Source organism: Azospirillum sp. UENF 211521 (assembly GCF_058780535.1).
Genome location: NZ_JBSNCF010000001.1, coordinates 2,877,933 through 2,904,826 on the forward strand (window position 1 = coordinate 2,877,933; position 26,894 = coordinate 2,904,826).

Consider the following 26,894-nt stretch of genomic DNA (forward strand, 5'->3'; position numbering starts at 1 on the left):
AAGGCCGGCGGCACCCGGCCGCCCGACAGCGGCGCCGCGGCCTGCGGCGCTGGGAAAGGCGCTCAGGGGGTGAGCTTCGCCAGCTCGACCTGGGCGCGCAGGTCGATCTGGTCAAGAATGTCGGCCAGACGCGGATCGTCCACATGGACGCGCCGCGACTGCACCACCTTCACGAGGTCCATCAGCTTCTGCGCCGGAAGCGTGCCGGCCAGAAGCCCGTGCTGGATCTCCTCCAACTTGTCGAGCATCTCCTCGGCGCGCATCTTGCCGCGCGAGGCGCGGGCCGTGGCGTCGTCCACCTCCTGCAGCGCCAGCACGCTGGCGATGCCGGCCAGCGGCGCCGCCGCATGGACGCCCTGCGCGGTGTTGGTCTCGCCGACGAGCTGCTTGGAAAAGGACGCACCGGACGAGCCTTCGGCCTTCCCCGTGCGCCGGACCGAGCTGCTGCCGCGAAGTTTTCCGGGGCCTTCGACTTTCATGTTCCGTGCAACCGGTTTCGGAAAAGCGCGATACTCTAGATGGAAGCACCTTAACATCCGGTCAAGGTTTGCCGCAATCGGGCAAAAATTGCCCCGCTTCCGTGACATAAAGCGGTCGGACGCGGTGCCAATTTCCGGCCTTTTCATCGGCCGCCGCCGCTTCCCCTTGCCGATCCTGCCCTTTGCCTGCCGTCCGCGCGTCTGGCACGCCATTTGTATAGGAAGGGACAGCCGTTGAGGAGTGTTCCCGCCATGACCGCCACCGCCCTGCCCCGTGCCATCATGCCGCGTGCCGCGACCGTGCTGCGCGCGGTCGCGATGCTGGCCGCGCTCGCCGCGGCGCTGCTGGCGCTGTCGGCTCCGGCCTCGGCCTCCTCGGCGCGGATCAAGGACGTGGTGGACGTCGAGGGCGTGCGCGACAACATGCTGATCGGTTACGGCTTGGTGGTCGGCCTGAACGGCACGGGCGACAGCCTCAACAACTCGCCCTTCACCGAGCAGAGCTTGGTCGGCATGCTGGAGCGGATGGGCGTCAACACCCGCGGCACCAACCTGCGCACCAAGAACGTGGCGGCGGTGATGGTGACGGCGACCCTGCCGCCCTACTCCGCCCAGGGCACGCGCATCGACGCCACCGTGTCGGCGATGGGCGATTCGAAGAGCCTGCTTGGCGGCACGCTGCTGGTCACCCCGCTGCTGGGCGCCGACGGCGAGGTCTACGCCGTGGCCCAGGGGCCGATCGCGGTGTCGGGCTTCTCCGCCCAGGGCCAGGGGGCCAGCGTGACGCGCGGCGTTCCCACCTCCGGCCGCATCTCCTCGGGCGCCATCGTCGAGCGCGAGATCCAGTTCTCGCTGGCCGAGCTGCCGGTGCTTCGCCTGTCGCTGCGCAACCCGGACTTCACCACGGCCCAGCGCGTGGCCACCGCCATCAACATCCAGCTCCGCGGCAACCGGGCCCAGGCCACCGACCCGGCCTCGGTCCTGCTGAGCGTGCCGGAGGCCCGGCGCGGCGACATCGTCGGCCTGATCACCGAGATCGAGCAGCTCCGCATCACCCCCGACCAGGTCGCCCGCGTGGTGGTGGACGAGAAGTCCGGGGTGATCGTGATGGGCGAGAACGTCCGCATCTCCACCGTCGCCATCGCCCAGGGCAACCTGACCATCCGCGTCACCGAGACGCCGCAGGTCAGCCAGCCCGGCCCTTTCAGCCAGGGCCAGACCGCCGTGGTGCCGCGCACCGACATCCAGGTGGACGACCAGTCCAACAACCGCCTCGCCGTGATGAATTCCGGGGTGACGCTCCAGGAGTTGGTACAATCCTTGAATGCGCTTGGCGTGGGACCCCGGGACATGATCGCCATCCTTCAGTCGATCAAGGCCGCCGGAGCCCTGCAGGCGGAGATCGAGGTGATCTGATGGATACGACGCTTTCCCTTCCCGGCCTTCCGCCCCCACGCCTGCCCGCGGCCGCCGAGCGCGCCCAGGGGAACGCCCAGGGCAACGCGCAAGGGGGCTTCCGGACGGCGGTGCGCACCGATCTGGTCGATCCCAAAAGCGCCGAGAGCAAGGTCGACCCGGCGATCCGCGCCAAGATCCGCCAGTCTGCCAACGAGTTCGAGAGCGTCTTCGTCTCCCAGATGCTGGGGCACATGTTCGACGGGATCGAGGTGGACCAGACCTTCGGCGGCGGCCATGCCGAGGAGATGTTCCGTTCCATGCTGACCAACGAGTACGGCAAGCAGGTGTCCCGCAGCGGCGGGTTCGGCATCGCCGATCAGGTTTACCGCGAGCTTCTGCGCGCACAGGAGGGCACCCATGGATAAGGTCGACGTCCGTTTCCCGCAGCCGTCCAAGGCTCCCGCCGCCAATCTGCCCAAGAACGCCGAGGAGCGCGCCGCCGCCCTGGTCGAGCTGATGGACCGGCTGAGCGCGCATCTGGCGCGCGAGACCGAGGCGGTCATGCGCCACTGCACCAGCGCCGAGCTGGCCCGGCTGGGGCGCGAGAAGCAGCCGATGATGCTGGTCTACGAAGAGGTGTCGCGCCTGCTGCGCGTGGACCGCGAGGGCATGGCCGCCCTGCCCGACGAGGCCAAGGCCGCGCTGCGCGAGGCGACGCGCGGGCTGTACGAGGCCTCCGCGGCCAACGCCGACGCGCTCCGCCGGAACAGCGCGGCGCAGAAGATCCTGGTGGACACCGTGGTCGGCGCCATCAACCGCGCTCGGCAGACCACCACCCCCGCCTATGGCACCGCCCCGGTTCCGCCGCGCGCGACCTACGTCACGCCGAGCCACGGGCCATCCACCTCCGCCACGCTCAACACCCGGCTCTGACGCCGCCGCAGGCACCGGACTCCGTCGCAAGGGCCGTCCGACCGGGCGGCCCTTGCCGCGTTTCCGGGTCCGGCAAGAAGCGCCGGCCACCCGGCGGAATTTGCCGCCCGGCGGACGGAACTGCCGGGCACGGGACGGCGAGCGGACCCACCGGCACCGGCCTGGAACTGGCCCGTTAGTTGCTTCCGGATGGGGTGCACTTGTCCGCTTCGGGGAATCCCTTCCATGGCCATCCAAACGAACACCGCGCCCTCCGCGTTCGAAAGCCTGGTCCGGGGCCAGACCTCGTCCAGCCAGAACACGGCCCCGCGAAGCGACAAGTTCGCCTCCATGATGGATCGGCTGATCACCGAGGCCGCCACCCGCAAGCGCGATCAGGTCCAGGCGGAGGCCTCCGCCCAGGAGCGCCGCAGCGCCGCGGCGAGCGCCGCCGACCAAGCCGCCGCCGATCGGACAGCCGCCAACCGGGCCGCGGCCGACCGGGCCGCCGAGCGCAAGGCCGCGGAACGCAGCCCGCCTCCTCGCCCCGACCCCATCCGCGCGGAACCGGCCAAACCGCGCCAGGCCGCCGACGCGAACACCCAGGCCGACGCCCGCGCCGCCCGCAAGGACGAGGCCCAGCGCACCGCCGAGCGGAAGGACAGCCGCGCGTCCGACGCGGCCAAGGCCGGCGACTCCGCCCACGCGACGCGCACCGAACGGCGGGAGGCCGCCGCCTCGGCCCACGCCACGGCCAAGGAGGCGAAGGCCGCAAACGCCAAGGCGGCGCTCGATGATGCGGCCAAGGCGACGCCCGCCGGCGTCACCACCGGCGCCGACCTTGCCTCCGACACGGCCGGGACGCTCCTGCCGGACGACGCCAACGACGCGACGGGCGACGGTGGCGCCCGGGACGGAGCCGGCGATCAGGACGACGACGGGACCGGCGAGGCGGTGATCCTCGACCTGACCGTCACGGTGACCGAGACCACCGTGGAGATGGTCACGGCCGACCAGTCCGCCGTCCTGACCGACCGCGAGGCCGCCCTGGCGCTGGCCGTCGCCCCGCTGGTCCCCGCCCCGCTGGCCAACGGGCGGCCCGACGACGCGGCCGACAAGGCGACGGAGGACGGCACGGTCGGGGCGACGGCCGCGACAACGCCGCCCGCCGCCCCGGTTCCGGACGACGAGAAGGCGCCCTTGGCCGGTGCCCCCGCCACCGATGCCGCCTTGGCCGCCGCGGAAGCCGCCGCGGCTGCCCTGGCCGCCGCCGGCGCTCCTCATCCGGACGGCAAGACCAAGCCCGCCGCCGACGAGACCGTGACGGCGGCCGCGGCGGCCAAGCCGGTTGCGCAAGCGACGCCGACGCCGGTTGACGCGGCACCGGTCCAGGCCGTCCCGCAGCCCGAGCTGCCGGCGCACCACGCCGAGGCGAAGGACGCCGCCAAGGACAAGCCGGCGACGGCCGATGCGCTGTCCTCCGGCGCGCTGCCCGTCGCCGACCTGCCGAACGACGACAGCGCGCCGCTTCCGCAATCCCCGAATGAGCTTGCCGCGGCCAAGGCCAAGGGCGCGACACGGACCGGGGCGGACGGCGACGCCGGTGCCAACGCCGGCAACCGCGGCAATCCGGACCCGAACGGCAACGCCGCGTCCCTGGCCCAGCCGCCGGCACCCCAGGCACCGCTTGCCGACCCGGCAAAGCCTGCCGGGCAAAGCGCGTTCCTCAACGCCGCCGCTGCGGCCGCTGCGGACGCGCCGCCGCCGGCCGACGGCGCCCCGCACGCCACCACCCCGACGCACGCGGTTTTCGCCGGGATCGAGGGCACCCACACGGCGAGCGGCGTGGAGACGGGGCTGACCACGACGCAACTCCGCCCGTCCCGCGGGTCCGCCGGTCTGCCGATGGGCGTCCAGGAGCAGGTGGCCGTCCACATCAGCAAGAACGTGTCGGACGGTAACGACCAGTTCACCATCAACCTGCGCCCCGCCGAGCTGGGCCGCATCGACATCAAGCTGGACATCGGCCAGGACGGGCGGGTCACCGCGTCGGTCGCCGTGGAAAAGGCCCAGACCCTCGAACTTCTGCAGCGCGACAGCCGCAATCTGGAACGCGCCTTGCAAGATGCCGGGCTGAAGGCGGACAGCAACAGCCTCAACTTCAGCCTGCGCGGCGAAGGCGGCCAGTCGTTCCAGGAGTTGGGACGGCAGGGCGGCTCGGGCCGACGGGGCCGCGGCTTCGGTGGCGGCACGGGCGAGGTGGAGGATGCGCAGGCCGCCTACACCCTGACGCTGGCCCCGGGCCGCGTCGATATCCAAGCCTGATTCAGACCAGCTGCAGCCATTCCAGCGAAGGACGACGACCATGGCCACCACCAACACCGACTACGGCAGCAGCTGGAACACCAACCAGACCAAGACGAAGACCGACACTTCCACCAAGACCACCAAGACCGCCGACGAGCAGAAACTCGACACCGCGGTGAAGGGGCTGGGCGACAACTTCGAGCATTTCCTGAAGCTGCTGACCACGCAGATGCAGAACCAGGACCCGCTGAAGCCCATGGACACGAACGACATGACCAAGCAGCTGGTCGATTTCGCGAACGTGGAGCAGAACATCGGCACCAACAGCCGGCTCGACAAGCTGCTGAAGCTGCAGAACGCCTCGACCAACTCGACCAACCTCGCCTATCTGGGCCGCACGGTCACCTTCGAGGGCGACAGCTTCGACTACACCCAGGGCATGACGGCGGCCCCGCTGGCCTACGAGCTGGAGAAGTCCGCCAAGTCGGTGCGCGTGGACATCCTGGACAGCAAGAACCGCGTCGTCCGGTCGATGACCGGCGAGACCGCCGCCGGCACCAAGCACGTCGTGAACTGGGATTTCAAGGACGACGGCGGCAACGCCGTCCAGCCGGGCCAGTACCGCCTGAACATCGCCCCGGTGTCCGAAAAGAAGGACGACATCATCAAGGCGACCCCTTTCACCTTCGGCACGGTCAGCGGCATTGGGTCCAACAAGGACGGCGAAACGGTGATGTCCGTCGGCAGCGTCGAGGTTCCGCTGTCCAAGCTCTCCAAGGTGTACTGAGGGCGTCCCGCCCACCCGCTTCGGCGTCTTCCGAAGGCATGGTCAAAGGCATGGTCAAAGGCATGGGCAGAGGTCCGGATGGGCCTATGCGCCATGCCTTTTATGCTTAAAACATTAACCCTATCGTTTAGGCTTTTGTTAAGCGGAGAAGGGGTAGGTTACCACCAAATCGTGGAATACACTGCTGATGGTGGAGCGTCCGCGCATGTCATCTCGCGAGCTTGAAATGAGCGACGATGGCTCCAGTGGAGCGTCGGTCATCGGTCCAGCAGGACGGCCGATGACAGAAAATGATCTTCCCCCTCCGGACACCAAGCGCTGGGTGATGCGGCGCAAGGCGGAGGTTGTGGCCGGCGTGCGTTCGGGGCTGATCAGCCTTGAGGAAGCGTGCCGCCGCTACACCCTGTCCGTGGAGGAATTCCTGTCCTGGCAGCGGCTGATCGACAGCCACGGCATGCGGGGTCTGCGGGCCACGCGGCTGCAGGACTATCGTGGGAACCAGCCGCCGCCGTCCGTGCGCAGCCGCATAGCCAGCACCGCCGCCGAATAAGCGACTCTCCGCTCGCCGTCCGTCCGGACCAGACCGCCGCAGGCCCGCCCTGCGGCGTCGTTGTTTTGTGTTCCGGCGCAGGAACGGAGCGTGTTTTCCGCCCCGACATTTTGCGTCCGGGGAGCTTTGCAATTTTTGCGTGGCAGGTATCGCTTTCGTTCCCGCCCCGCAAAGATTAATGCAGGGCAACGAAGCAACCCGCGACGGGAGTTCACCACCCCATGCGCTATCTGGACGATCTGACCCCCGGCGACCGTTTCACCGGCGGCCCGGTGACCGTGACGGAGGAGGACATAGTCGCCTTCGCGCGGCAATTCGACCCGCAACCCTTCCACCTCGACCCCGAGGCGGCGCGGGACAGCGTCTTCGGTGGACTGGCGGCCAGCGGCTGGCACACCGCCGGGCTGACCATGCGGATGATCGTCACCGGGGACGGCGCGCTCACCGGCGGCTTCGTCGGGATGGGGGTAGAGGATATCCGCTGGCCCCTGCCCACCCGCCCCGGCGATGCATTGCGCATCGAGAGCGAGATCCTGGAGGTCCGCGTCTCGGCAAAGCGCCCCGACCGCGGCATTGCCCGCGTGCGCACCACCACGCTCAACCAGGATGGCGCGATCGTTCAGCAGATGACCGCCAACCTGCTCGTCCCCCGCCGCCCCGGCGCCGATGAGGCGTGATCGCGCAAGCAGAGCCCCGAACGCACAAAGGGCCGCCCGAGGGCAGCCCTTTTGTGTGCGTCGCTGTCGTGCCGTTGTCCTGGGAATGGTGGGCGCACAAGGACTCGAACCTTGGACCCGCTGATTAAGAGTCAGCTGCTCTACCAACTGAGCTATGCGCCCATTCCCATCCGGGGGCCGAAGCACCCGGCGGCATGAAAGGGGTCTTGGGAGCGATCCCTTTCGATCCTGAAAGTGATGGTGGGCGCACAAGGACTCGAACCTTGGACCCGCTGATTAAGAGTCAGCTGCTCTACCAACTGAGCTATGCGCCCATCACTTCTCGTTCACACCGGCACCGAAGCCTTCGTCTCTGCGTCAGGGGGTGCCTGACCGTATCGACTAGGGTTCCTGTCCGGCCAAGCCGTCGTCCCGGCCGGTGTGGCGCGGTTTATAACGAAGGGTCCGGGGCTTGTCGATACCAAAATGGATAGGATCGCATTTTTTTGACAGGGCTCGTTCCGGCTCCGCACACACCCTTAACAGCCGCCTTCGGGAGGGTCTTTGGACCGCCTTCTTTGACAGCCGGCCAAGCCCGGCGCTATCACCCTTCCCCAGCGATTGGGAGGAGCGGGGACGATGCAAGGCTGGACCGAGGGCTATGTGGGCGGGATCGGCTACATCCACGCCTTCTACCGGGAATTGTCGCCGGCGCTGCTGTCCTTCGCGCTGACCCTGCGCGGCTGGCGGCCTCCAATGGACCTCGCCGGGTCCTTCGCCTGCGCAGAGATCGGCTGCGGCCACGGGGTAAGCAGCGCCGTCCTGGCCGGCTGCCATCCCGACGCCCGCTTCGAGGCGGTGGACTTCAACCCCGGCCACATCGCCGGCGCCCAGCGCCTCGCCGCCGAGGCCGGGCTGGGCAACGCCGCTTTCCTGGAAGAGAGCTTCGCCGATTACGCCCAAAACGGGACCAAGGATCTGGACATCGTCACGTTGCACGGTGTCTGGTCCTGGGTCAGCGCGGAGAACCGGGCGATCCTGGTGGACCTGCTGAAGCGGCGGCTCAAGCCCGGCGGGCTGGTCTTCGTCAGCTACAACGCCCTGCCCGGCACGCTCGCCTACATGCCGCTGCGCCGCGTCCTGGTCGAGCATTGCGCCGACCGCACTGGCCCCCTGCCGGAGCGGATCGAGGAGGCCGTGGCCTTCGCCAGCCGCCTGACCGCCCTGAACGCCGGCTGGTTCGCCCAGGCCGACGTGCTGCCGGCGCGGCTGGACTCGCTGAAGCGCAAATCGCCCAACTACATCGCCCACGAATACCTGAACCGCGACTGGACCGCCTTTTACCACGCCGACGTGGCGCGGGAACTGGCCGCCGCCAAGCTGGACTTCGCCGGCCCCGCCGTCCCGATGGAGCAGATGGACGAGTTGTCCCTGCCGCTGGACGCCCTGCCCCTGCTGGCCGAGGCGCGCGACCCGGCCTACCGCGAGACCTTGCGCGACCTGCTGACCAACCGCGCCTTCCGCCGCGACCTCTTTGTGAAGGGGGCGGAGCGGCTGACCTCGGCGGAGCGGCGGGACCGGCTGCGCGCCACCCGCTTCGCCCTTCTCGTACCGCCCGACGACCTGCCGGAGATGGTGCTGGCCCCGGTCGGGCGCGTGCCCCTGCCGCAGGACCTGCACGGCCCGCTGGCCGAGGCGCTGGCCGCCGGCACCCCGACGCTGGGCGAGTTGGCCGCCCTGCCCGCCCTCGCCCGCCACGGCGAGGAGGCGGTGCTGCGTGCCCTGATGATCCTGACGAGCTTGGCGCTGGTGGCGCCCGCCCTGCCCGAAGCCGGTCAGGCGGCGCGCGCGCTCCAGGCCGACCGCTTCAACGCCGCCATCCTGGACCGCAACCGCCGCGACGACACGCTGGACACCCTGGCGTCGCCCGTCCTCGGCTCCGGCGTCGCGGTGTCGCGGCTGGAGGCGCTGTTCCTGCTGGCCCGGCGCAGCGGTGCCGACCCCGCGGCGACCGCTTGGGAGGCTCTGTCGGCCGATGGGCTCGCCCTGTCGCGCGACGGCGCGCGGCTCGACGGGGAAGAGGCCAATCTGGCGGAGTTGCGCGCCCGCTTCGACCGTTTCACCCGTCTGCGCCTGCTCACCCTGCACCGTCTCGGCGTGGCGTGACCGGCGTCAGGTCCGGAACCAGTCGAGACAGCCGGTCGGCAGCAGCGTGTTGCTGACCAGCAGGGCGCCGTGCCGGTAGAGCGCCGCCGCGCTGCCGCCCTCGCCCAGGTCGATGGCCCAGAGCTGGCCGGAAGGGTCCTGCCAGACCGTCCGCCCGTCCACCGCCGCCACCGCGGCGAAGACATCCGTCGCCGTCGTGCCGGGCTGGAACAGCACCATCACCGTGGTCACGCCGGGCGGCGGCAAGGCGGCGACCGGTCCGGCGACCAAAACCGCCAGCGTCAGGACGATGGGCGTCACGGCGACCGGCGCGAGGCGACCACCACCACCCGCTCCCCCGCCGCGCCGCAACCGCCAGCCCGCCGCGACGACGGCGACTCCAAAGACGACGAACCACAGCAGGTCCCACAGCAAGGGATTTGCCGAGTCCATGCGGATGCGGTGGATGCCGAGAATCCAGTGGGACAGGACGCCGTCGATGATGTGCCAGACGCCGAAGCCGATCAGCGCGTTGACGGCCAGGAGACGGTCCGCCCCCGCTTCGGCGAAGCGGCGCCGGCTCCGCCACAGCAGCCACAGACCGCCCGCCGCGACGAGGTACATCGCGGCGTGGAACAGGCCGTCCGCCAGGATCTGGACGCGGATGTCCTGGACGGCGAACGATTCGACGGCCGACAGCAGGTGATGCCACTGCAGCACCTGATGCAGCAGAATCCCGTCGAAGAAGCCGCCGAGCGCGAAGCCCAGCAGGTATCCCGACCAGGAAAGCCCGGTCGCGGCCTGTGCCGGTGACGGAGGATAAGTCGTGTCTGTGGACATGGCCCGACAACCGCCGCGGGCGCGGACGGGTTCCGCACCCGGCGCCCGAACGGTGGCGGGCTCTTCAGCCCCCGACCAGCCCGGCCTCGTCCGCCGCGCGGTCGAACTGGAGCGCGGCGAGCCGGGCGTAAAGACCGCCCTCGCGGACCAGATCGGCGTGGCGCCCGGTGGCGACGACGCGCCCCTGCTCCATCACCACGATCCGGTCGGCGTTGAGGACGGTCGCCAGACGGTGGGCGATGATGATCGTGGTGCGCCGGGTCATCAGCTTGTCCAGCGCGTCCTGCACCATGCGCTCGCTCTCCGCGTCGAGCGCGCTGGTCGCCTCGTCGAGCAGCAGCACCGGCGGGTCGCGCAGGATGGCCCGCGCGATGGACAGGCGCTGGCGCTGCCCGCCGGACAGCCGCACGCCCTTTTCGCCGAGGAAGGTGTCCAGCCCTTCCGGCAGGGCCTGCAGGAACTCCAGCGCGTGGGCGGCCTCGGCGGCGGCGAGCACCTCGGCGTCGCTGGCGTCCGGACGCCCGTAGCGGATGTTTTCCCAGGCGTTGGCGGAGAAGACCACCGGGTCCTGCGCGACGAGGCCGAGCCGCCGCCGCACCTCCACCGGGTCGGCGTCGCGGACGTCCACCCCGTCAAGGGTGACCGCCCCGGCCTGCGGGTCGTAGAAGCGCAGCAGAAGCTGGAACACCGTGGATTTGCCGGACCCCGACGGGCCGACCAGGGCCACCGTCTCGCCCGGCTCGATCTCCAGCGAAAAGTCCTTGAGCGCCGCCCAGTCCGGCCGCGACGGGTAGTGGAAGCGCACGTCGCGGAAGGACAGCGCGCCCTGTGCCGGCTCCGGCAGGGCGCGCGGGTTGGCCGGGGCGCGGATCTCCGGTTCGGTGTCGAGCAGGTCGAACAGCCGCTCCGTGGCGCCGGCGGCGCGCTGCAGGTCGCCGGCCACCTCGCTGATCGCCCCGACCGAGCCGGCGACGACCACCGAATAGATGACGAAGGCCGAAAGCTGCCCCACGGTGAGCCGCCCGGCCAGCACGTCGTGCCCGCCGATCCACAGGATGAGGCCGACGGAGCCGAAGACCAGCACGATGACGATCATCGTCATGATGGCCCGCACCGTCACCCGCCGCCGGGCGGTGGCGAAGGCGTCCTCGACCCGCCCGCCGAACAGGCTGCGGTCGATGGTTTCGTGCGTGTAGGCCTGCATGGTGCGGATGGCGCCCAGCGTCTCCTCGACGAAGGAGCCGAGGTCGGCGATCTTGTCCTGGCTCGCCCGCGACAGGGCGCGCACCCGACGCCCCAGGATGATGATCGGCAGGATGACCACCGGCACGCCAAGGAACACCAGCCCGGCCAGCTTCGGCGAGGTCACCAGCAGCATCGCCGTGCCGCCGACGAACATCAGCGTGTTGCGCAGCGCGATCGAGACGGAGGACCCAACCACGGTCTGCAGCACCTCGGTGTCGGTGGTCAGGCGCGTCAGGATCTCGCCGGTCTTGGTCGTTTCGAAGAAGCCTGGGGACAGCGTCACCACATGGCTGTAGACGGCGCGGCGGATGTCGGCCACCACCCGCTCGCCGATCCAGGTCACCAGATAGAAGCGCCCGAAGGTCGAGGCGGCCATCAGCACGATGACCACCAGCAGCACCAGGAGCGCCCGGTCGAGCAGAGCCGAATCGCCCGCGACGAAGCCTTGGTCCACCAGGACGCGCATGCCCTGCCCCAGCCCCAGAACGGTCCCGGCGGCCACGGTCAGGGCCAGCATGGCCCCCAGGATCTGCAGCCGGTACGGCCACAGGAAGGGAAAGAGCCGGCGCAGCGGCGACAGGTTGCGTCGGCGCGTTGCGGCGGAAGGCGTCGCTTCGGACACCGGATCGGACTTCGACGACGGACGGGACACCGGGGCTCCCCAGCGGCAGGACGGGCGGCAGGACGATGTGCAGACGGTGCACGGGGGCAAACCCGGCATATAGCAAGGGGGGGGCCTATGAACAAGGTATGGTGCGGCCGGCGGATTGAACCGGGCGGACACGACAGCACGGCATCACGGCGGTCCGCAAGAACCGGCCGCCTTTTCCGGCGCAGGAACGCGGTTGCATCATGCCGCATGCTTTGCTATAGACCGCGCTCGCTTTGCAGGAACCCCGGCCATGAAGACTGATATCCATCCCGACTACCACGAGATCAACGTGGTGATGACCGACGGCAGCACGTTCAAGACCCGCTCCACGATGGGCAAGCCGGGCGATACGCTGCGCCTCGACATCGACCCGAAGTCGCACCCGGCCTGGACCGGCGTGCAGAAGCTGCTGGACACGGGCGGCCAGATCGCCAAGTTCAACAAGCGCTTCGCGAGCTTCGGCCTGAAGAAGTAATCTTCTTCGTCCGCAAAACGAAATGGGGCGTCCGGTCCGCCGGACGCCCTTTTCGCGTTTGCGGCTTTTGAGAAGGCCGGCCGTCAGCCGGCCAGCGCCACCGCGTCACGGGCGCGCTCATCCAGGCGGGCGACGCGCATGTAGAGCCGGTGGCTGCGCTCCAGAAGGCTGCGCAGGCCTTCGGGCAATTGCTCGTTGTCGGGGCCGGAGGGATCGGTGCAGATGTCCCCGCCCGACAGGGCGAAGTCGTCGCTCGCCGCCTGCTCGCGGGTCATCTCCCCGGCATGGACGGCCTTCTGCGCCAGCAGCCAAGCCATCACCTGGGTCAGGCGGCTGGTCACCCGCATGGATTCGTACGAGATCTGAAGCCGGACCTGGGGCGGCAGCGCCCGATGGCTGACGGCGTCGTGATAGGCGATGTAATTGCGCGCCTCGATCAGCAGCGCCATCGTCTCGTCGTAAGTCCCGTTGAAGAAGGTCGGTGTTTCCATCACGGCCGTACCCCTCCCGCGGCCGAATGGCCCGATTCCGAGCCTCGCCGCAACTGATTAACAATCGATGAGTGGTTATGAACCCCGCCCGGCCGTCCGCTGGACGGTGACGGCGCGGTCCGGCGAATTTCAAAAAGCGCCCTCTTGAACGGGCAAGTTGCTCGCTTATCTGTCGCGGTGTCGGCGGACGCCCAGTTGGGGTTCGCCGGAACCGCAAAACCGGGGACCGACGACGATCGTGGTCTCCGATCGCTGTATCGCTCATTTGGAGGATATGTCATGCGCTCCTACGACCTTTCGCCCCTGTTCCGTTCGACCGTTGGGTTCGACCGCCTCTCGCGCCTCCTGGAGAACGCGATGACCGGCGACGAGGCCGCCGCGTCCTACCCGCCCTACAACATCGAGAAGACGGGCGACGACGCTTACCGGATCACCATGGCCGTCGCCGGCTTTGGCCCGGAGGACCTGGAGATCACCGCTCAGCAGAACTCTCTGGTGGTCACAGGGAAAGCTAAGAAGGAACAGGAGACCGGCCAATTCCTCTACCGGGGTATTGCCGGCCGCGCTTTCGAGCGCCGCTTTCAGCTTGCCGACTTCATCAAGGTGGGCAACGCCAATCTGCTGAACGGGCTGCTCCACATTGATCTGGTGCGCGAGGTGCCGGAGACGATGAAGCCGCGGACCATCCAGATCGGCACCAACAGCGCGGCGAAGCCCGCCCTGACCCAGCAGGCCGCCTAACCGCAAGGCACCACACGTCCATACGGCGCTCCGGGAAACCGGGGCGCCGTTTCTGTGTTCATCGGAGTCCGCCGCCCCCCTCATGCGTCGGCCATGACCCGGCCGGGCGGCAAGGCCACGGTCACCGTCGTTCCCTGCCCCGGCACGCTGGCGATGCGCAGGGTGCCGCCATGGGCCTCGACCAGTCGCTTCGAGATGGACAGGCCGAGCCCCATCCCCTCGTAGCGCCGCGCCATCGACTGGTCGACCTGGACGAAGGGGGTCATCGCCTTCGGCAGATCCTCCGCCGCGATGCCGATCCCGGTGTCCGTCACCGACAGTTCCAGCCCGCCGTCGCTTCCGCGACGCGCCCGGATCAGGGCGGGCTCTCCGGGGTTGGAGAACTTGACGGCGTTCGACAGCAGGTTCACCAGGACCTGCCGCAGCCGCAGCGCGTCGCCGGTCAGCGTCGGCAGGCCATCCTCCAGGTCGATGTGGATCGGCACGCCGCGTTTGCCCGACTGGATGGCGACGAGGTTCAGCGCCTCCCCCACCAGGGCGGACGGTTCGACGGGCGTCTCGTTCAAGCGCAGCCCGCCGGCCTCGATGGTCGTGATGTCCAGGATGTCGTCGATGATCGCCAGCAGATGCTCGCCCGACTGGCGGATCGAGCCCGCGTAGTCGATGTAGCGGTCCACCTCGGCCGCGCCGAGCAGCCGCATCTCGATCACCTGGGCGAAGCCGATGACCGCGTTCAGCGGGGTCCGCAATTCGTGGCTCATCACCTGGAGGAAGGTCGACTTGGCGCGGTCCGCCGATTCGGCGGCCTCCTTCGCGGCGATCAGGTCGCTTTCGCTCCGCTTGCGCGCGGTGATGTCGCGGATGATGCCGGTGAAGACCCGGCGTCCGCCGGTTTCCACCGCGCTCACCGACAGTTCGATGGGAAAGCGGTCGCCACCACGCCGCACCGCGACGGCCTCCTGCACGGCCCCGGCGCCATGGGCCTCGCCGCCCGGCTGGTAGACGGCCAGCCCGCCATCCTGGAGCAGCGGCGCGATGCCGGGGATCAGCCGGTCGACCCGATTCCACAGCATGTCGACGGCCGGAATGCCGAACATCGCCTCCGCCGCCGGGTTGAAGCTGTGGACGATGCCCTCCCCATCCATGGTGACGATGGCGTCGGCCGCGGCGTCCACGATGGCGTTGGTCCGGGCCTCCGCCATCAGCAGCGCGTCGACCGTCCGCACATATTCGGTCATATCGCTCAGCGTGCCGACCCAGCCCTGCACCCGCCCATCCACGTCGGTCAGCGGCGAGCCCTGGCACAGGGCGAAGGTGATCGTGCCGTCGGCGCCGCGGAACCGGACATTCAGGAGAATGGGCTGGCCCGACGCCACGGCCTCCGCCCAGTCGGCCTCAAGCCGCGGCCGGTCGTCCGGATGCACGGCCGCCAGCCAGGCATGGCCCTGCAGGGCATCGGGCGGCAGTCCGGCGATGGCGGCGAAGCGCGGGTTGGCCGACGCGATTCCGCCGTCGCGATCCGTCTCGAACAGGCCGATCGGAGCGGAGCGGGCCAGCGTCTGGTAACGCGCTTCGCTCGCCCGCAGCCGCTCCCCGGCTTCCACGCGGTCGGTGACGTCACGGGCGTGGAGGACGGTTTCCGGGGCACCGGCGTCGCCCATGCGGCGCAAGGCCGTCACCTCCACATGCCGCCAGCCGCCCGCCGCGTGGCGCAGCCGGCAGGCGAACGGACCAACGGCGTCGCCGGGCGATCCATCGTCGCTTGGCCCGTCACCGGACGGTCCGACATTCTGCCGGGCGAGACCGCGGGCGACCGCCTCCCGGTCATCCGGATGGACGCAATCCAGCAGGGCGGTCCCCAGCAGCGCCTCCGGCGGAGTGCCGAGCACGCGGAGCGCCCCGGCTCCCACATCGGCGAACCGCCCGTCCGGCGCCACCAGCGCGACGATATCGCCGGCAACCGCCATCAAGGCATGGACAGACCGCTCAAGACTTCGCACAGCTCACCATTCCGCATCGCCGCTTCGGTGCAGAACAGTAAGACGCGAATCTGTTAACGATTCATGATGAGACTGTAATCAACGAAGAAACAACAGGCTTAGCGGGCAGCAAACCGGGCCGAAAAAGCATCTGTGGTTGCGTTTGGTGCTTCCGTCATAACCATATGGCCTATGCCGGACAGCAGAACGACTTCAGAGCCACTGACTTTGGCAGCAAGCGCCTTGCCCGATTTTGCCGGAGTCATGCGGTCGACTCCGCCCAACAGGAACAGTGCCGGGCAGGACACCGCCGCGGCGGCCGCACCACCGCGGCCATAGGCGTTGCAGGCGCCGAGATCGACACCCAGCACGCCGGGCCGCGCCCGCTGCATCAGGCGCCGTCCGCCGGGCACCAGCGACAGGCCGGGCGCCGCGGCACCGCCGACATGCCCGCAAGGCCCGTGCCCCCAGCCGACCACCAGCTCGATGGCGGACGGGTCGTTCAGCGCCGCGGCGGCCAGCAGGTCGGGATGGACCGGCATCGTCTCCGCCACGCCCAGCAGGGCCAGCGATTCGATCCGGTCGCCGTGCCGCGCCGCGGTCTCCAGGGCCACCAGGGCGCCCATGGAATGGCCGGCGAGCGCCACCTTCGCCACACCCGCCGCGTCCAGCAGCGCCACGACCCAGTCGGCCAACTCTTCGATGGATGGCAGCGGCGCCCCGGCGGAGCGGCCATGGCCCGGCAGATCGACCGCCAGGACCGACCGCCCGTGATGGGCGAGGTAGCGGCTTTGCAGACTCCACACCGTGTGATCCATGCCGGCACCGTGGATCAGCACGATCGCCGGACGCGCCGGGTCGAAGGGCCGTCCGCCGGTGTGGGCGTAGACGGTTTGGCCGTTGACGGTCAGGTCCATGGCAGCCTCCTCACGCCTTCGTCGCGGCGCGCAGCGCCTGGCGCAGATCGTCGATCAGGTCGTCGCAATCCTCCAGCCCGATGGACAGGCGGATCATGTCCTCCCCCACCCCGGCGGCGGCGAGCGCCTCGGCGTCGAGCTGGGCGTGGGTGGTGCTGGCGGGGTGGATGACCAGCGACTTGGCGTCGCCGACGTTGGCGAGGTGGGAGAACAGCGCCAGCTTCTCGATGAAGCGCCGCCCGGCCTCCCGCCCGCCCTTGATGCCGAAGGAGATGATCGAGCCGGCGCCGTGCGGCAGGAGCTGGGCGCGCAGCCGGTGGTCGGGATGGTCGGGCAGCTCCGGGTGGGTGACCCAGGCGACGCTGCCGTTTTCCGCGTAGGCCTCGGATTCGAGGAAGCCCAGCACCTTGCGGGTGTTGTGGATGTGGCCCTTCATGCGCAGCGGCAGCGTCTCCACGCCCTGGAGGATCTGGAAGGCGTTCATCGGGCTCATGCAGGCGCCGAAGTCACGCAGCCCCTCGGCGCGGGCGCGCATGATGAAGGCCGCCGGCCCGTACTCCTCCGCGAAGTCGATGCCGTGATAGCCGGCGTAGGGCTCGGTCAGGGTCGGGAATTTGCCGGACGCTTCCCAGTCGAAGGTGCCGCCGTCGATCACCACGCCGCCGATGGCGACGCCGTGCCCGGCCAGCCATTTGGTGCAGGAGTGCATCACCAGATCGGCGCCGACGCTCAGCGGCTTGCACAGGTAGGGCGTGACGAAGGTGGCGTCGACCATCAGCGGCAGGCCAGCGTCATGGGCGATCGCCGACAGGCCGGGGATGTCGAGCACCTCCAGCCCCGGATTGCCCAGCACCTCGCCAAACAGCAGCCGTGTCTCCGGCCGGATGGCCGCGCGGAAGCCGTCGAGGTCGCGCGGATTCACGAAGGTCGTGGTGATGCCGAATCGCGGCAGCGTGTAGGCCAGCAGGTTGCGGCTGCCGCCGTAGATCGAGGAGGAGGCGACGATGTGCCCGCCGGCGTCCATCAGCGTCATGATGGCGAGCGTCAGCGCCGCCTGACCGCTGGCCGTGCAGACCGCGCCGACACCGCCGTCCAGGGCCGCCAACCGTTCCTCCAGCACCGCCACCGTGGGGTTGGAGATGCGGGAGTAGATGTGGCCCGGCCGTTCCAGGTTGAACAGCGAGGCGGCGTGGTCGGTGTCGTCGAAGACGTAGGACGTGGACTGATAGATCGGCACCGCCCGCGCCCCGGTGGCCGGATCAGGCCGCTGGCCGGCGTGCAGGCTCAGCGTGTCGAACTTCAGGAACTTGGCGTCGGCCATTCCCATCCCCCTGAAAAGGTAAGGGCCGCCCGTGGTGCGAGCGGCCCTCTGCTGCTTCGTTTTTATTGCCTGCCCTGCTCAACTCGGTGAGCTGATTTGCGGCGAGGGTATGGCTGGATGACGCAAAGGTCAAGTAGTGGCTTTCCGAAAGTTGCCATGGATTTCGAAGCAACCCGTCGAGGCAGATCACTCCACCCCGACCATCGTCTCCTCGACCAGCCAATCCACCACCTGGGCCAGAGCCTCCCAGCCGGTGGCGCCCTGCTCCAGCGCCTCGCGGTAGATCGCCACCTGACGATGGGCGCTGGTGCCGCGCCGGATGATGTCGCGGGCGTTGGCGACCTCGGCCACGCAATCGAAGCGCTCCGCGTCCTCACGGGTCAGCTCGATCAGCTCCTCCATCAGGTCGCCGTAAGGAACGATGGTGCCGCGCCCGAAATCGACCAAACCCTCGTCGAGCCCGTAGCGCTGGGCCCGCCAGCGATTCTCGCCGATCAGCAGGTTCTTGTAGGGCCGCCACGTCACGTTCTTCGACCGGAGCCGCCACAGCATGCGCAGCAGGCAGCGGAACAGCGCCGCCACCGTCACCGCGTCGTCGAGGCGGGTGCAGACGTCGGTGATCCGCATCTCCAGCGTCGGGAAACGCTGGGACGGGCGGATGTCCCACCACAGCTTGCTCGCATCCTCGATGATCCCGGCGTTGACCAGGACGTTCACCTGCTGCTGGTACTCGCCGAAGCTCTGGAAGCTGTCGGGCATGCCGGTGCGCGGCAGTTCGTTCCACACCGCCAGCCGGTAGGATTTCCGCTGCATGTCCTGCCCCCGCCAGAAGGGCGAGGAGGTGGACAGCGCCAGCAGATGCGGCAGGAAGTAACGGACCTGGTTCATCAGGTCGATGCGCAGGTCGTCGTCCTCGATCCCGACATGGACGTGCATGCCGCAGATCATCAGCCGCCGCGCCGGCGCGCCCAGGTCACGGGCCAGCATGTTGTAGCGGTCGCGGTTGGTGTGCTTCTGCGGCTCCCAGGCGGCGAAGGGATGAGTGGAAGCGGCGATGGGCGCCAGATTGTGGGCGCGCGCCACCCCGGCCACCGTCGCGCGCAGCCGCGCCAGCTCCGCCCGTGCCTCCGCCAGGGTGGAGCAGACCGGCGTGCCGACCTCGATCTGGCAGCGCAGGAACTCCGGATGGATCTGGCCCGGCGCCTGCTCCTGGCAGGCTTCCAGCATCTCGTCCGGCGGGTTGCGCGCGATGTCCCGCGAGCTGCGGTCGACCAGCAGATACTCTTCCTCAAGCCCCAGCGTGAAGGCTGGCTCCATGAACGCTCACTCCCGCGGGAACAGTTTGATTTCGTAGAGGCCGGGGTCGGCCAGAATCGGCTCCAGAGCGTCGCCCAGCACCGTCGCCCACAGCGCCGCCCCCTCCGGCGTGGCGATCAGGTCCTGGCGCACCTCGACCAGGACGTTGGGCAGTCCGGCGGGGGTCGCGTGGCTTTCCACCGTGCCGCCCAGGGTCGTCCGGCCCGAATAGGGCTCGTTGTCGCCGACGCACCAGCGCCCGTCGGCGCGCAGCCGCGCGATCATCGGAATCGGGATGCGCGGGTCATGGTCCCACAGGATGCCGACGTGCCAGGGCCGGGCGACGCCGCGCATCGCCGGCGTGAAGCTGTGGATCGACAGCAGCACCGGCACCTGACCGCGCTCGCGCCGCCGGGCGACCTCGGCGGCGACCGCCGCGTGGTAGGGCCGGAAGATGGCGTCGATGCGGCGCTCCTCCTCGGCCCTGTCCAGGGCGCGGTTGCCGGGGATCACCACGTCGTCGCTGACCACCGGGATCGCGGTGGGATCGTTCAACGCGCGGTTCGGGTCGATCACCAGCCGGGAATAGCCGGACAGCACCGCCGTGGCGCCGAACCGCTCCGACAGCCGCCGCGTCACCTCGGCCGCGCCGATGTCGTAGGCGATGTGCCGGCACAGATTGGTCTCGTCCAGCCCCAGCGTCCCCAGCGCCTTCGGGATGGCGCGCGAGGCGTGGTCGCACAGCAGGAGCACCGGACTGTCCGACTCCGGGCGCAGGACGGTGACCGGCGGCGGATCGTCGGGACCCAGCAACGGCGACGGCGGCGCGGCGCGCGGCGGCGACGGCAGGGTCACCGGTCGGGAGTGTTCGGCGGGCTTGCAGGGGGATCGCTGCGTCATGGTGGCACAGTATTGCAGGGTCTCGGTCGCAGCGGAAGTTCCCGCCGGTTGATCCGAGGGCAACGGCCGGGACGCCTGGATGATCCCGTCGTCGCGGCAATGTCCCACAATCCGGGCCTTCCGCAGACGTGCCATGCGGCGGGGGAACATGGCGCCTGCAGGTTGCGTCCGCTATAACGGACGCCATGCCGGACGCCAGCACCCTCGCCCCCGTCGCGCGCGTCGACTCCGCGCAGCGGATCGCGCTGATCGCTCTCCTGACCGGGGCGCTGGGCATCGCCTTCGCCCCGATTTTCGTGCGCCTGTCCGAACTGGGACCGAGCGCCACCGCCTTCTGGCGGCTGGCCTTCGCCATCCCCGCCTTGTGGGTCTGGATGGCCGTGGAGCCGAAGGGCGGCGCGCGCGCGCGCAAGCCCTCGTCGCGGCGCGACTACGCCCGGCTGACCGCCGCCGGCCTGTTCTTCGCGGGCGACCTCGCCATCTGGCACTGGTCGATCCGCTACACCTCCGTCGCCAACTCCACACTGCTCGCCAACTTCGCGCCGATCTTCGTGACGCTGGTGTCCTGGCTGGTGTTCAAGGAACGGTTCAGCCGGACCTTCCTCACCGGACTCGCCCTCTCCCTGTGCGGCGCCATCATCCTGATGGGGCAAAGCCTGCAACTGAGCCCCGACCACCTGTTCGGCGACGCACTGGGGCTGCTGACCGCGGTGTTCTACAGCGGCTATTTCCTGATGGTCGGGCGGCTGCGGGCGGAGTTCTCCACCGCCACCATCATGACCTGGAGCGGGATCGTCACCGGCCTCGCCCTGCTGCCCATCGCCCTGCTGTCTGGGGAGAGCCTGATCGCCGGCTCGCTCGGCGGCTGGGGGGTGCTGCTCGGCCTCGCCCTGGTCAGCCACGCCGGCGGTCAGAGCCTGATCGCCTACGCGCTGGCCCATCTGCCCGCCGCCTTCTCCTCGGTCAGCCTGTTGCTCCAGCCGGCCGCCGCGGCGGTTCTGGCCTGGGCGCTCCTCGCCGAACCGCTCGGCGCGTTCCAGGCGGTCGGCGGCACCGTGGTACTGGCGGGCATCTTGGTGGCGCGGCGCGGGAGCCGATGAAAAGCACGGACGGAGCGGACCATACGCCGCCGTCCGGATGCGAGTTGACGTGATTTGCCCGACTCGGGTACGACCTATGACCGATTGCTGATGAAAGGGCATGACACCGTGTCCGACACCGAAGAACCCCACCACGTACCGCCCTCCTCCCAGCGCATTTCCGAATGGGTGGCGGAACGGCTTCTCGAACGGATCGCCCGCGGCGAACTGGTTCCGGGAGAGCGCCTGCCGGGCGAGCGTCAACTCGCCGAGCAACTCCATGTCAGCCGGGTGTCGGTGCGCGCGGCCCTGCAGAAACTGAAGACCCAGGGTTTCCTGACCGCCGTGCAAGGCGGCGGCACACGGGTGGTGTCCTCCGCCGGGGCGATGGACGGCGCGCTGACCGAGATGGTCCGGGTGAAGCACGCCAACCTTTGCGACCTCGTGGAGATTCGGCAGGCCCTGGAGAGCTGGGCGGCCCGGCGCGCCACCGAGCGCGCGACGCAGGAGCAGATCGACCACATCGGGCGGGTCCTCGCCGCCATGGGCGAGACGGGCCGGGACGGCAAGCAGGCCGCTGACGACATGGACTTCCACCTCGCCGTCGCGCAGGCGGCGGGAAGCCCGGTCTATCTGCATCTGCTGGCGACCATCCGCGACATCCTCGGCCAGATGATGGAATACCATCACACCGAGCCCTTCGCGCTGGGCCGCGAGGCGCTGATGATCGATCATCACCACGCCATCTACGACGCCATCAAACGCCGTGACGCCGATGCCGCGGCGGCGGCGGCGGCCGATCACCTCGGCTGGGTGCTCGACCGCTACAACGATCTGAGCCGCAAGGCGGAGGACCTCTCCCGCCCCGACACCGACGGCGCCCCGTAACAACGAACGCCGCCACCGGGGAGGACCACCCTCCCCGCCCCGTCGCCAGGGCATGAAAAAAGCCGCAAGGATCCGGAGATCCTTGCGACTTTTCCTTGTTCAACCGATCGTGGGGATCCCGGTTTGGCGGCCCGGTCAGGCCGCCAGGATGCCCTCGATCTGCTTCGTCACATCGTCGATCTCGGCCATGCCGTCCACCGTCTTCAGAACGCCACGGCTCTGGTAGTACGGAAGGATCGGCGCGGTCTGCTCGTGATACTGGGCGAGGCGGGTTTTCACCGTGTCGGCGTTGTCGTCGGCCCGGCGCTTGAACTCCGTGCTGCCGCAAACGTCGCACACACCCTCGACCTTCGGCTTCTCGAAGACGTCGTGATAACCCTTGCCACACTTGGCGCAGGTGTAACGGCCGGTGATGCGCTCGACCAGGATGTCGTCGACGACCTTCATCTCGATCACGTGATCGAGCTTCAGGCCCTTGTCCGACAGCATGGTGTCCAGCGCCTCGGCCTGGGCGACCGTCCGCGGGAAACCGTCGAGGATGAAGCCGTTGGCGACATCCGGCTTGGAAATGCGTTCAGCGATGATTTTGACCATCAGCTCATCCGGCATCAATTTGCCGGCGGACATGATGTCCTTCGCCTGCTGCCCAAGCGGACCACCCTCGGCGACCATCGCGCGGAGCATATCGCCCGTAGAAAGCTGGACGAGCCCGCGCGTGTCTTCGAGACGCCGCGCCTGGGTCCCCTTCCCGGCGCCCGGCGGTCCGAGCAGAATGAGATTCATTACTTTCTCCCCCGAAGCTTCGCTTTTTTAATCAGCCCCTCATACTGGTGGGCCAGCAGATGGGAATGAATCTGCGCAACCGTGTCCATCGTCACCGTGACCACGATCAGCAGGCTGGTGCCGCCAAAATAGAACGGAACCGAATGCTGGGAAATCAGGATTTCGGGGAGGAGACAAACCGCCACAAGGTAGGCCGAACCGATCACCGTCAGGCGGGTCAGCACGTAGTCGATGTAGTCCGCGGTGTTCTTTCCCGGACGGATGCCGGGAATGAAGCCGCCATACTTACGCAGGTTCTCGGCCGTGTCCGCGGGGTTGAAGACGATGGCCGTGTAGAAGAAGCAGAAGAAGATGATCAGCGCCGAATACAGGATCATGTAGAGCGGCGTGCCGTGCGCCAGATAGCGCGTGACGGTCTGCAGCCACTCCGGACCCTCGCCGCCGGCAAAGCCGACCGCGGTCAGCGGCAGCAGCAGCAGCGACGACGCGAAGATCGGCGGGATGACGCCCGACGTGTTCAGCTTCAGCGGCAGGTGCGACGCTTCGCCGCCGAACACGCGGTTGCCCATCTGCCGCTTCGGGTACTGGATCAGCAGACGGCGCTGCGCGCGCTCCATGAAGACGATGAAGAACACGACGCCCACCGCCATCAGCAGCAGGAAGACGATGAACAGCGTGGACAGCGCGCCGGTGCGGCCCAGCTCCAGCGTGCTGACGAGCGCGCGCGGCAGCTCGGCGACGATGCCGGCGAAGATGATGAGGGAGATGCCGTTGCCGATGCCGCGGGCGGTGATCTGCTCGCCCAGCCACATCAGGAACATGGTGCCGCCGACCAGCGTGATGACCGTGGCAATCTTGAAGAACAGCCCCGGTTCCGGAACCGCGGCGCCGGACGCGCCGGTCATCGCTTCAAGCCCCACCGCCAAGCCCCAGGCCTGCACGGTCGCCAGAAGGACGGTGCCGTAGCGGGTGTACTGGTTCAGCTTCTTGCGGCCCGACTCGCCCTCCTTCTTCAGCGCTTCCATCTGCGGCGACACCGCGGTCAGAAGCTGCACGATGATGGAGGCCGAAATGTACGGCATGATGTTGAGCGCGAAGATCGTCATGCGGTGCAGCGCGCCGCCGGCCAGCATGTCGAACATGCCCAGGATGCCCCCGCCCTGCTGCCGGAAAATATCGGCCAGGATCTGCGGGTTGACGCCCGGAATCGGGATGTAGGTGCCCAGGCGGTAGATGATCAAGGCACCAAGGGTGAACCAGATCCGCTTCTTCAGCTCGGTCGCCTTGGAGAAGGCCCCGAAATTAATGTTCGCGGCAAGCTGCTCGGCCGCTGATGCCATGGGTCGTATCCCTGTCCCTAATGCACGAACGGGCGGTCCTGCAGGATGCAGGCCGCCCCTCGCAACTACGCTTCATTTAGTGCCGGAAGATGCCCGCGCGCAAGCGCGGGCTTCCGATCACTCGGCGGCTTCGGCGGCGGACGCGGTCAGCGTGACGCTGCCACCCGCCTTCTCGACCGCCTCCACAGCCGACTTGGAGGCGCCGGCCACGGTGAAGCTGGCCTTCGTCGTCAGGGCGCCCTTGCCCAGCAGACGGATGCCGTCCTTCTTCACCTTGCCGGTGACGCCCGCCGCTTCCAGAGCCACCGCATCGATGGTCTGGCTGGCGTCGAGCTTGCCGGCGTCGATGAACTTCTGGACCAGGCCCAGGTTCACGACCGAGTATTCCTTCGCGAAGATGTTGCGGAAACCGCGCTTCGGAAGGCGGCGGTGAAGGGGCATCTGGCCGCCTTCAAAGCCGTTGATGGCCACGCCGGTGCGCGAGGTCTGACCCTTGACGCCACGGCCGCCGGTCTTGCCCTTGCCCGAACCGATACCGCGGCCGACGCGCATGCGCTCCTTACGGGCACCGGGGTTGTCCCGGAGATCGTTCAGCTTCGTCATGGGTTCAGCCCTCGTTCTCGACGCGGACCAGGTGCGCGACCTTGGCGATCATGCCCCGCACGGCCGGAGTGTCCTCCAGTTCGCGGGTCCGGTGCAGCTTGTTGAGACCCAGACCGACCAGCGTTTCGCGCTGGTCGTGCTTGCGGCCGATCGGGCTGCCGGTCTGGGTGACGATGACGGTCTTCTTCTCGGCCATGATCAAGCCTCCTGCGCACCGGCAGCGCCGGTTTCACGCTTGCCGAGGATGTCGCTCACGCGACGGCCGCGACGGGCGGCGACGCTGCGCGGGCTGGAAACCTGCGACAGGGCGTCGAAGGTCGCCTTGATCATGTTGTGCGGGTTCGAGGTGCCGATGGACTTCGTCACCACGTCCTGCACACCCAGCGCCTCGAAGATCGCGCGCATCGGACCGCCGGCGATGATGCCGGTACCGGCCGGGGCGGTGCGCAGCACGACCTTGCCGGCACCGAAGTGACCGTTGGAGTCGTGGTGCAGCGTGCGGCCTTCGCGCAGCGGAACGCGGATCATGCCGCGCTTCGCCTGGTCGGTGGCCTTGCGGATCGCCTCCGGCACTTCACGGGCCTTGCCCGATCCGACGCCGACGCGGCCCTTGCCGTCACCGACCACCACCAGGGCGGCGAAGCCGAAGCGACGGCCGCCCTTCACAACCTTGGCGACGCGGTTGATCCCAACGAGCTTTTCGATCAGCTCGCTCTCTTCCCGGTCGCGATCGCGCGGCTGCCGATCACGGTCGCTCCGCTCGCCTCTTTCACGTGCCATTTCGGAGCCTCCTTAGAACGACAGCCCGCCCTCGCGGGCGGCGTCAGCCAGGGCCTTGACCCGGCCGTGGTAAATGTAGCCACCACGGTCGAACACGACCTCGGTGACGCCCGCCGCCTTGGCGCGCTCAGCGATGAGCGCACCGATCTTCTGGGCGGCTTCGACGTTCCCACCGTGCTTGAGCTGCTCGCGCAGCTCCTTTTCCACGGACGAGGCCGAGGCGACCGTACGGCCGTTCTCGTCGTCGATGATCTGGGCGTAGATGTGCAGATTGGACCGGAAAACCGAGAGGCGAGCCCGCCCGCCGGCCTTCTTGGCAATCTGCGCGCGCACGCGCTGCTTGCGGCGCTCGTGGAGTTGCTTTGGCTTGAGCATGGCGGACCTTACTTCTTCTTGCCTTCCTTGCGGATGATCGTCTCGGTGTCGTACTTGATGCCCTTGCCCTTATAGGGCTCCGGCTTCTTCCAACCACGGATCTCCGCGGCCACCTGACCGACCTTCTGCTTGTCGAAGCCCGACACCGAGATCGCGGTGGGCTTGTCACACTTGATGGTGATGCCCTCCGGGATCGGGTACTTGACGTCGTGCGAGTAGCCGAGCTGCATGACCAGCTCCTTGCCCTGCACGGCGGCACGGTAACCGACGCCGTTGATCTCGAGGTTGATGGTGAAGCCCTGGTTGACGCCCGTGACCATGTTGTTGATCAGGGTGCGCGAGGTTGCCCACATGATGCGGGCGCGCTTGCTGTCGTTCGCCGGGGCCACCACGACCTTGCCGTCTTCCAGCTTGGCCGTGATGTCGTCGATGAGGGTCAGGCTGAGCGAACCCAGCTTGCCCTTGGCCGACACCTGCTGGCCGTTGACGGAGACGTCAACACCAGCCGGAACCGGCACGGGATGCTTTCCAATGCGCGACATCGAAGGGTCCCCCTTAGAACACGCGGCAGAGGACTTCACCGCCGACGTTGGCGGCGCGGGCCTCATTGTCCGACATCACGCCGCGCGGCGTGGAGAGGATCGCGATGCCGAGGCCGTTGAAGACGCGGGGCAGATCGGTGATCTTCGAATAGACGCGGCGGCCGGGCTTCGACACGCGGGCGATCTGCTTAATCACAGGCTCGCCTTCGTGATACTTCAGCTCGATCTTCAGGTTCTTGATGCCGGGGCGCAGCTCCTCCTCGGAGTAGCCGCGGATGTAACCCTCGCGCTTGAGAACCTCAAGCACGTTGCTGCGCAGCTTCGACGCCGGGCTCTGCACAACAGACATACGGGCGTGCTGACCGTTGCGAATGCGGGTCAGCATATCGCCGAGCGGATCGCTCAAAGACATT

Annotated in this window: 29 protein-coding genes and 2 tRNA genes; 12 read left to right on the forward strand and 19 right to left on the reverse strand. The window is 68.6% G+C overall.

Annotated features, from left to right (window positions below; all coding sequences use genetic code 11):
• Positions 1–62 precede the first annotated feature (62 nt).
• Positions 63–479 (reverse strand): flagellar assembly protein FliX, encoded by a 417-nt coding sequence (locus ACWPN5_RS13510; RefSeq protein WP_014240995.1) that lies wholly within the window; start codon positions 477–479, stop codon positions 63–65.
• Positions 480–731: 252 nt separating this feature from the next.
• Here ACWPN5_RS13510 and ACWPN5_RS13515 point away from each other — a divergent pair, with 252 nt between their 5' ends.
• From ACWPN5_RS13515 to ACWPN5_RS13545, 7 genes are all read left to right on the forward strand, one after another.
• Positions 732–1,895 (forward strand): flagellar basal body P-ring protein FlgI, encoded by a 1,164-nt coding sequence (locus tag ACWPN5_RS13515; RefSeq protein ID WP_145688572.1) that lies wholly within the window; start codon positions 732–734, stop codon positions 1,893–1,895.
• A complete protein-coding gene (locus ACWPN5_RS13520) occupies positions 1,895–2,302 on the forward strand; it encodes a rod-binding protein (RefSeq protein ID WP_492295820.1) in 408 nt (135 codons plus the stop codon). Before ACWPN5_RS13515 ends, ACWPN5_RS13520 begins: the two co-directional genes overlap by 1 nt.
• Positions 2,295–2,810, forward strand: coding sequence for a flagellar basal-body protein (locus tag ACWPN5_RS13525; protein WP_145688558.1), 516 nt, complete (start codon positions 2,295–2,297; stop codon positions 2,808–2,810). The genes ACWPN5_RS13520 and ACWPN5_RS13525 overlap by 8 nt, the downstream gene beginning before the upstream one ends.
• Positions 2,811–3,035: 225 nt before the next feature.
• Positions 3,036–5,114: a flagellar hook-length control protein FliK gene (locus tag ACWPN5_RS13530; protein ID WP_492295823.1), complete on the forward strand. Its 2,079-nt coding sequence runs from the start codon at positions 3,036–3,038 to the stop codon at positions 5,112–5,114.
• Positions 5,115–5,154: 40 nt separating this feature from the next.
• Positions 5,155–5,883, forward strand: coding sequence for a flagellar hook assembly protein FlgD (locus ACWPN5_RS13535; RefSeq protein ID WP_145688554.1), 729 nt, complete (start codon positions 5,155–5,157; stop codon positions 5,881–5,883).
• A 226-nt stretch (positions 5,884–6,109) separates the two neighbouring features.
• Positions 6,110–6,433: a CtrA inhibitor SciP gene (sciP, locus tag ACWPN5_RS13540; protein WP_492295825.1), complete on the forward strand. Its 324-nt coding sequence runs from the start codon at positions 6,110–6,112 to the stop codon at positions 6,431–6,433.
• A 221-nt stretch (positions 6,434–6,654) separates the two neighbouring features.
• The gene (locus ACWPN5_RS13545; RefSeq protein ID WP_492295827.1) at positions 6,655–7,110 is read left to right on the forward strand and encodes a MaoC family dehydratase; all 456 of its coding nucleotides are present in this window, start codon (positions 6,655–6,657) and stop codon (positions 7,108–7,110) included.
• A gap of 86 nt (positions 7,111–7,196) precedes the next feature.
• Here ACWPN5_RS13545 and ACWPN5_RS13550 read toward each other — a convergent pair.
• Positions 7,197–7,272, reverse strand: a tRNA-Lys gene (locus ACWPN5_RS13550).
• 76 nt (positions 7,273–7,348) lie between these two features.
• A tRNA-Lys gene (locus tag ACWPN5_RS13555) sits at positions 7,349–7,424 on the reverse strand.
• Positions 7,425–7,728: 304 nt separating this feature from the next.
• Between ACWPN5_RS13555 and ACWPN5_RS13560 the strand changes: the two genes are divergently transcribed.
• Positions 7,729–9,255, forward strand: a complete 1,527-nt coding sequence (locus ACWPN5_RS13560; protein ID WP_492295829.1) for a methyltransferase regulatory domain-containing protein — start codon at positions 7,729–7,731, stop codon at positions 9,253–9,255.
• Between the two features lie 6 nt (positions 9,256–9,261).
• Here ACWPN5_RS13560 and ACWPN5_RS13565 read toward each other — a convergent pair whose 3' ends face one another.
• A complete protein-coding gene (locus tag ACWPN5_RS13565) occupies positions 9,262–10,074 on the reverse strand; it encodes a DUF2243 domain-containing protein (protein ID WP_492295831.1) in 813 nt (270 codons plus the stop codon).
• 64 nt (positions 10,075–10,138) lie between these two features.
• Positions 10,139–11,971, reverse strand: coding sequence for an ABC transporter transmembrane domain-containing protein (locus ACWPN5_RS13570; protein WP_492295833.1), 1,833 nt, complete (start codon positions 11,969–11,971; stop codon positions 10,139–10,141).
• A gap of 250 nt (positions 11,972–12,221) precedes the next feature.
• On the opposite strand from ACWPN5_RS13570, the gene rpmE reads away from it, so the two are divergent.
• On the forward strand, positions 12,222–12,446 hold the full coding sequence (gene rpmE / locus ACWPN5_RS13575) for a 50S ribosomal protein L31 (RefSeq protein WP_014241009.1): 225 nt from the start codon (positions 12,222–12,224) through the stop codon (positions 12,444–12,446).
• Between the two features lie 83 nt (positions 12,447–12,529).
• Here the strand turns inward: rpmE and ACWPN5_RS13580 are convergent, their stop codons facing one another.
• Positions 12,530–12,937: a DUF1465 family protein gene (locus tag ACWPN5_RS13580; protein WP_109070617.1), complete on the reverse strand. Its 408-nt coding sequence runs from the start codon at positions 12,935–12,937 to the stop codon at positions 12,530–12,532.
• A 279-nt stretch (positions 12,938–13,216) separates the two neighbouring features.
• On the opposite strand from ACWPN5_RS13580, the gene ACWPN5_RS13585 reads away from it, so the two are divergent.
• A complete protein-coding gene (locus tag ACWPN5_RS13585; protein WP_145688543.1) occupies positions 13,217–13,678 on the forward strand; it encodes an Hsp20 family protein in 462 nt (153 codons plus the stop codon).
• Between the two features lie 80 nt (positions 13,679–13,758).
• On the opposite strand, the gene ACWPN5_RS13590 is transcribed toward ACWPN5_RS13585, so the two are convergent.
• The 5 genes from ACWPN5_RS13590 to ACWPN5_RS13610 form a co-directional block, all read right to left on the reverse strand.
• Positions 13,759–15,645 carry a sensor histidine kinase gene (locus tag ACWPN5_RS13590; RefSeq protein WP_247888695.1) on the reverse strand — a complete coding sequence of 629 codons (1,887 nt, stop codon included), beginning with the start codon at positions 15,643–15,645 and terminating at the stop codon, positions 13,759–13,761.
• A 131-nt stretch (positions 15,646–15,776) separates the two neighbouring features.
• Positions 15,777–16,574 (reverse strand): alpha/beta fold hydrolase, encoded by a 798-nt coding sequence (locus ACWPN5_RS13595; protein ID WP_145688539.1) that lies wholly within the window; start codon positions 16,572–16,574, stop codon positions 15,777–15,779.
• A 10-nt stretch (positions 16,575–16,584) separates the two neighbouring features.
• A complete protein-coding gene (locus ACWPN5_RS13600) occupies positions 16,585–17,895 on the reverse strand; it encodes an O-acetylhomoserine aminocarboxypropyltransferase (protein WP_492295836.1) in 1,311 nt (436 codons plus the stop codon).
• A 186-nt stretch (positions 17,896–18,081) separates the two neighbouring features.
• Positions 18,082–19,212: a carboxylate-amine ligase gene (locus ACWPN5_RS13605; RefSeq protein WP_145688535.1), complete on the reverse strand. Its 1,131-nt coding sequence runs from the start codon at positions 19,210–19,212 to the stop codon at positions 18,082–18,084.
• 6 nt (positions 19,213–19,218) lie between these two features.
• Positions 19,219–20,091, reverse strand: a complete 873-nt coding sequence (locus tag ACWPN5_RS13610) for an N-formylglutamate amidohydrolase (protein ID WP_492295838.1) — start codon at positions 20,089–20,091, stop codon at positions 19,219–19,221.
• A gap of 185 nt (positions 20,092–20,276) precedes the next feature.
• On the opposite strand from ACWPN5_RS13610, the gene ACWPN5_RS13615 reads away from it, so the two are divergent.
• Together ACWPN5_RS13615 and ACWPN5_RS13620 are read left to right on the forward strand one after the other, a co-directional pair.
• Positions 20,277–21,191, forward strand: a complete 915-nt coding sequence (locus tag ACWPN5_RS13615) for a DMT family transporter (RefSeq protein WP_145688529.1) — start codon at positions 20,277–20,279, stop codon at positions 21,189–21,191.
• Between the two features lie 108 nt (positions 21,192–21,299).
• Positions 21,300–22,058 (forward strand): FadR/GntR family transcriptional regulator, encoded by a 759-nt coding sequence (locus ACWPN5_RS13620; protein ID WP_247883304.1) that lies wholly within the window; start codon positions 21,300–21,302, stop codon positions 22,056–22,058.
• 135 nt (positions 22,059–22,193) lie between these two features.
• Here the strand turns inward: ACWPN5_RS13620 and ACWPN5_RS13625 are convergent, their stop codons facing one another.
• The 8 genes from ACWPN5_RS13625 to rpsH form a co-directional block, all read right to left on the reverse strand.
• Positions 22,194–22,841: an adenylate kinase gene (locus tag ACWPN5_RS13625; protein ID WP_014241019.1), complete on the reverse strand. Its 648-nt coding sequence runs from the start codon at positions 22,839–22,841 to the stop codon at positions 22,194–22,196.
• The gene (gene secY, locus ACWPN5_RS13630; RefSeq protein ID WP_014241020.1) at positions 22,841–24,181 is read right to left on the reverse strand and encodes a preprotein translocase subunit SecY; all 1,341 of its coding nucleotides are present in this window, start codon (positions 24,179–24,181) and stop codon (positions 22,841–22,843) included. The genes ACWPN5_RS13625 and secY overlap by 1 nt, the downstream gene beginning before the upstream one ends.
• Positions 24,182–24,298: 117 nt before the next feature.
• The gene (rplO, locus tag ACWPN5_RS13635; protein WP_014241021.1) at positions 24,299–24,784 is read right to left on the reverse strand and encodes a 50S ribosomal protein L15; all 486 of its coding nucleotides are present in this window, start codon (positions 24,782–24,784) and stop codon (positions 24,299–24,301) included.
• A gap of 4 nt (positions 24,785–24,788) precedes the next feature.
• Entirely contained in the window at positions 24,789–24,980 is a 192-nt protein-coding gene (gene rpmD / locus ACWPN5_RS13640; RefSeq protein ID WP_014241022.1) for a 50S ribosomal protein L30, read from the reverse strand.
• A 2-nt stretch (positions 24,981–24,982) separates the two neighbouring features.
• Entirely contained in the window at positions 24,983–25,564 is a 582-nt protein-coding gene (rpsE, locus tag ACWPN5_RS13645) for a 30S ribosomal protein S5 (protein ID WP_035675037.1), read from the reverse strand.
• Between the two features lie 12 nt (positions 25,565–25,576).
• A complete protein-coding gene (rplR, locus tag ACWPN5_RS13650; protein WP_014241024.1) occupies positions 25,577–25,939 on the reverse strand; it encodes a 50S ribosomal protein L18 in 363 nt (120 codons plus the stop codon).
• An 8-nt stretch (positions 25,940–25,947) separates the two neighbouring features.
• Entirely contained in the window at positions 25,948–26,481 is a 534-nt protein-coding gene (gene rplF / locus ACWPN5_RS13655) for a 50S ribosomal protein L6 (protein ID WP_114857557.1), read from the reverse strand.
• A 13-nt stretch (positions 26,482–26,494) separates the two neighbouring features.
• Positions 26,495–26,893, reverse strand: a complete 399-nt coding sequence (rpsH, locus tag ACWPN5_RS13660; protein WP_035675041.1) for a 30S ribosomal protein S8 — start codon at positions 26,891–26,893, stop codon at positions 26,495–26,497.
• Position 26,894 lies beyond the last annotated feature (1 nt).

Excerpts from the sequence above, each read along its gene's own strand:
- ACWPN5_RS13585 (WP_145688543.1), top strand. The coding sequence starts at position 13,217 with ATGCGCTCCTACGACCTTTCGCCCCTGTTCCGTTCGACCGTTGGGTTC.
- ACWPN5_RS13525 (WP_145688558.1), top strand. The coding sequence starts at position 2,295 with ATGGATAAGGTCGACGTCCGTTTCCCGCAGCCGTCCAAGGCTCCCGCC.
- ACWPN5_RS13590 (WP_247888695.1), bottom strand. The coding sequence starts at position 15,645 with ATGGCGGTTGCCGGCGATATCGTCGCGCTGGTGGCGCCGGACGGGCGG.
- ACWPN5_RS13510 (WP_014240995.1), bottom strand. The coding sequence starts at position 479 with ATGAAAGTCGAAGGCCCCGGAAAACTTCGCGGCAGCAGCTCGGTCCGG.
- ACWPN5_RS13625 (WP_014241019.1), bottom strand. The coding sequence starts at position 22,841 with ATGAATCTCATTCTGCTCGGACCGCCGGGCGCCGGGAAGGGGACCCAG.
- sciP (WP_492295825.1), top strand. The coding sequence starts at position 6,110 with ATGAGCGACGATGGCTCCAGTGGAGCGTCGGTCATCGGTCCAGCAGGA.
- ACWPN5_RS13515 (WP_145688572.1), top strand. The coding sequence starts at position 732 with ATGACCGCCACCGCCCTGCCCCGTGCCATCATGCCGCGTGCCGCGACC.
- ACWPN5_RS13530 (WP_492295823.1), top strand. The coding sequence starts at position 3,036 with ATGGCCATCCAAACGAACACCGCGCCCTCCGCGTTCGAAAGCCTGGTC.
- ACWPN5_RS13600 (WP_492295836.1), bottom strand. The coding sequence starts at position 17,895 with ATGGCCGACGCCAAGTTCCTGAAGTTCGACACGCTGAGCCTGCACGCC.
- rpmD (WP_014241022.1), bottom strand. The coding sequence starts at position 24,980 with ATGGCCGAGAAGAAGACCGTCATCGTCACCCAGACCGGCAGCCCGATC.
- ACWPN5_RS13580 (WP_109070617.1), bottom strand. The coding sequence starts at position 12,937 with ATGGAAACACCGACCTTCTTCAACGGGACTTACGACGAGACGATGGCG.
- secY (WP_014241020.1), bottom strand. The coding sequence starts at position 24,181 with ATGGCATCAGCGGCCGAGCAGCTTGCCGCGAACATTAATTTCGGGGCC.
- ACWPN5_RS13545 (WP_492295827.1), top strand. The coding sequence starts at position 6,655 with ATGCGCTATCTGGACGATCTGACCCCCGGCGACCGTTTCACCGGCGGC.
- ACWPN5_RS13520 (WP_492295820.1), top strand. The coding sequence starts at position 1,895 with ATGGATACGACGCTTTCCCTTCCCGGCCTTCCGCCCCCACGCCTGCCC.
- rpsH (WP_035675041.1), bottom strand. The coding sequence starts at position 26,893 with ATGTCTTTGAGCGATCCGCTCGGCGATATGCTGACCCGCATTCGCAAC.
- rpmE (WP_014241009.1), top strand. The coding sequence starts at position 12,222 with ATGAAGACTGATATCCATCCCGACTACCACGAGATCAACGTGGTGATG.
- ACWPN5_RS13560 (WP_492295829.1), top strand. The coding sequence starts at position 7,729 with ATGCAAGGCTGGACCGAGGGCTATGTGGGCGGGATCGGCTACATCCAC.
- ACWPN5_RS13565 (WP_492295831.1), bottom strand. The coding sequence starts at position 10,074 with ATGTCCACAGACACGACTTATCCTCCGTCACCGGCACAGGCCGCGACC.
- ACWPN5_RS13605 (WP_145688535.1), bottom strand. The coding sequence starts at position 19,212 with ATGGAGCCAGCCTTCACGCTGGGGCTTGAGGAAGAGTATCTGCTGGTC.
- rplF (WP_114857557.1), bottom strand. The coding sequence starts at position 26,481 with ATGTCGCGCATTGGAAAGCATCCCGTGCCGGTTCCGGCTGGTGTTGAC.
- rplR (WP_014241024.1), bottom strand. The coding sequence starts at position 25,939 with ATGCTCAAGCCAAAGCAACTCCACGAGCGCCGCAAGCAGCGCGTGCGC.
- ACWPN5_RS13595 (WP_145688539.1), bottom strand. The coding sequence starts at position 16,574 with ATGGACCTGACCGTCAACGGCCAAACCGTCTACGCCCACACCGGCGGA.
- ACWPN5_RS13610 (WP_492295838.1), bottom strand. The coding sequence starts at position 20,091 with ATGACGCAGCGATCCCCCTGCAAGCCCGCCGAACACTCCCGACCGGTG.
- rplO (WP_014241021.1), bottom strand. The coding sequence starts at position 24,784 with ATGACGAAGCTGAACGATCTCCGGGACAACCCCGGTGCCCGTAAGGAG.
- ACWPN5_RS13535 (WP_145688554.1), top strand. The coding sequence starts at position 5,155 with ATGGCCACCACCAACACCGACTACGGCAGCAGCTGGAACACCAACCAG.
- rpsE (WP_035675037.1), bottom strand. The coding sequence starts at position 25,564 with ATGGCACGTGAAAGAGGCGAGCGGAGCGACCGTGATCGGCAGCCGCGC.
- ACWPN5_RS13615 (WP_145688529.1), top strand. The coding sequence starts at position 20,277 with ATGCCGGACGCCAGCACCCTCGCCCCCGTCGCGCGCGTCGACTCCGCG.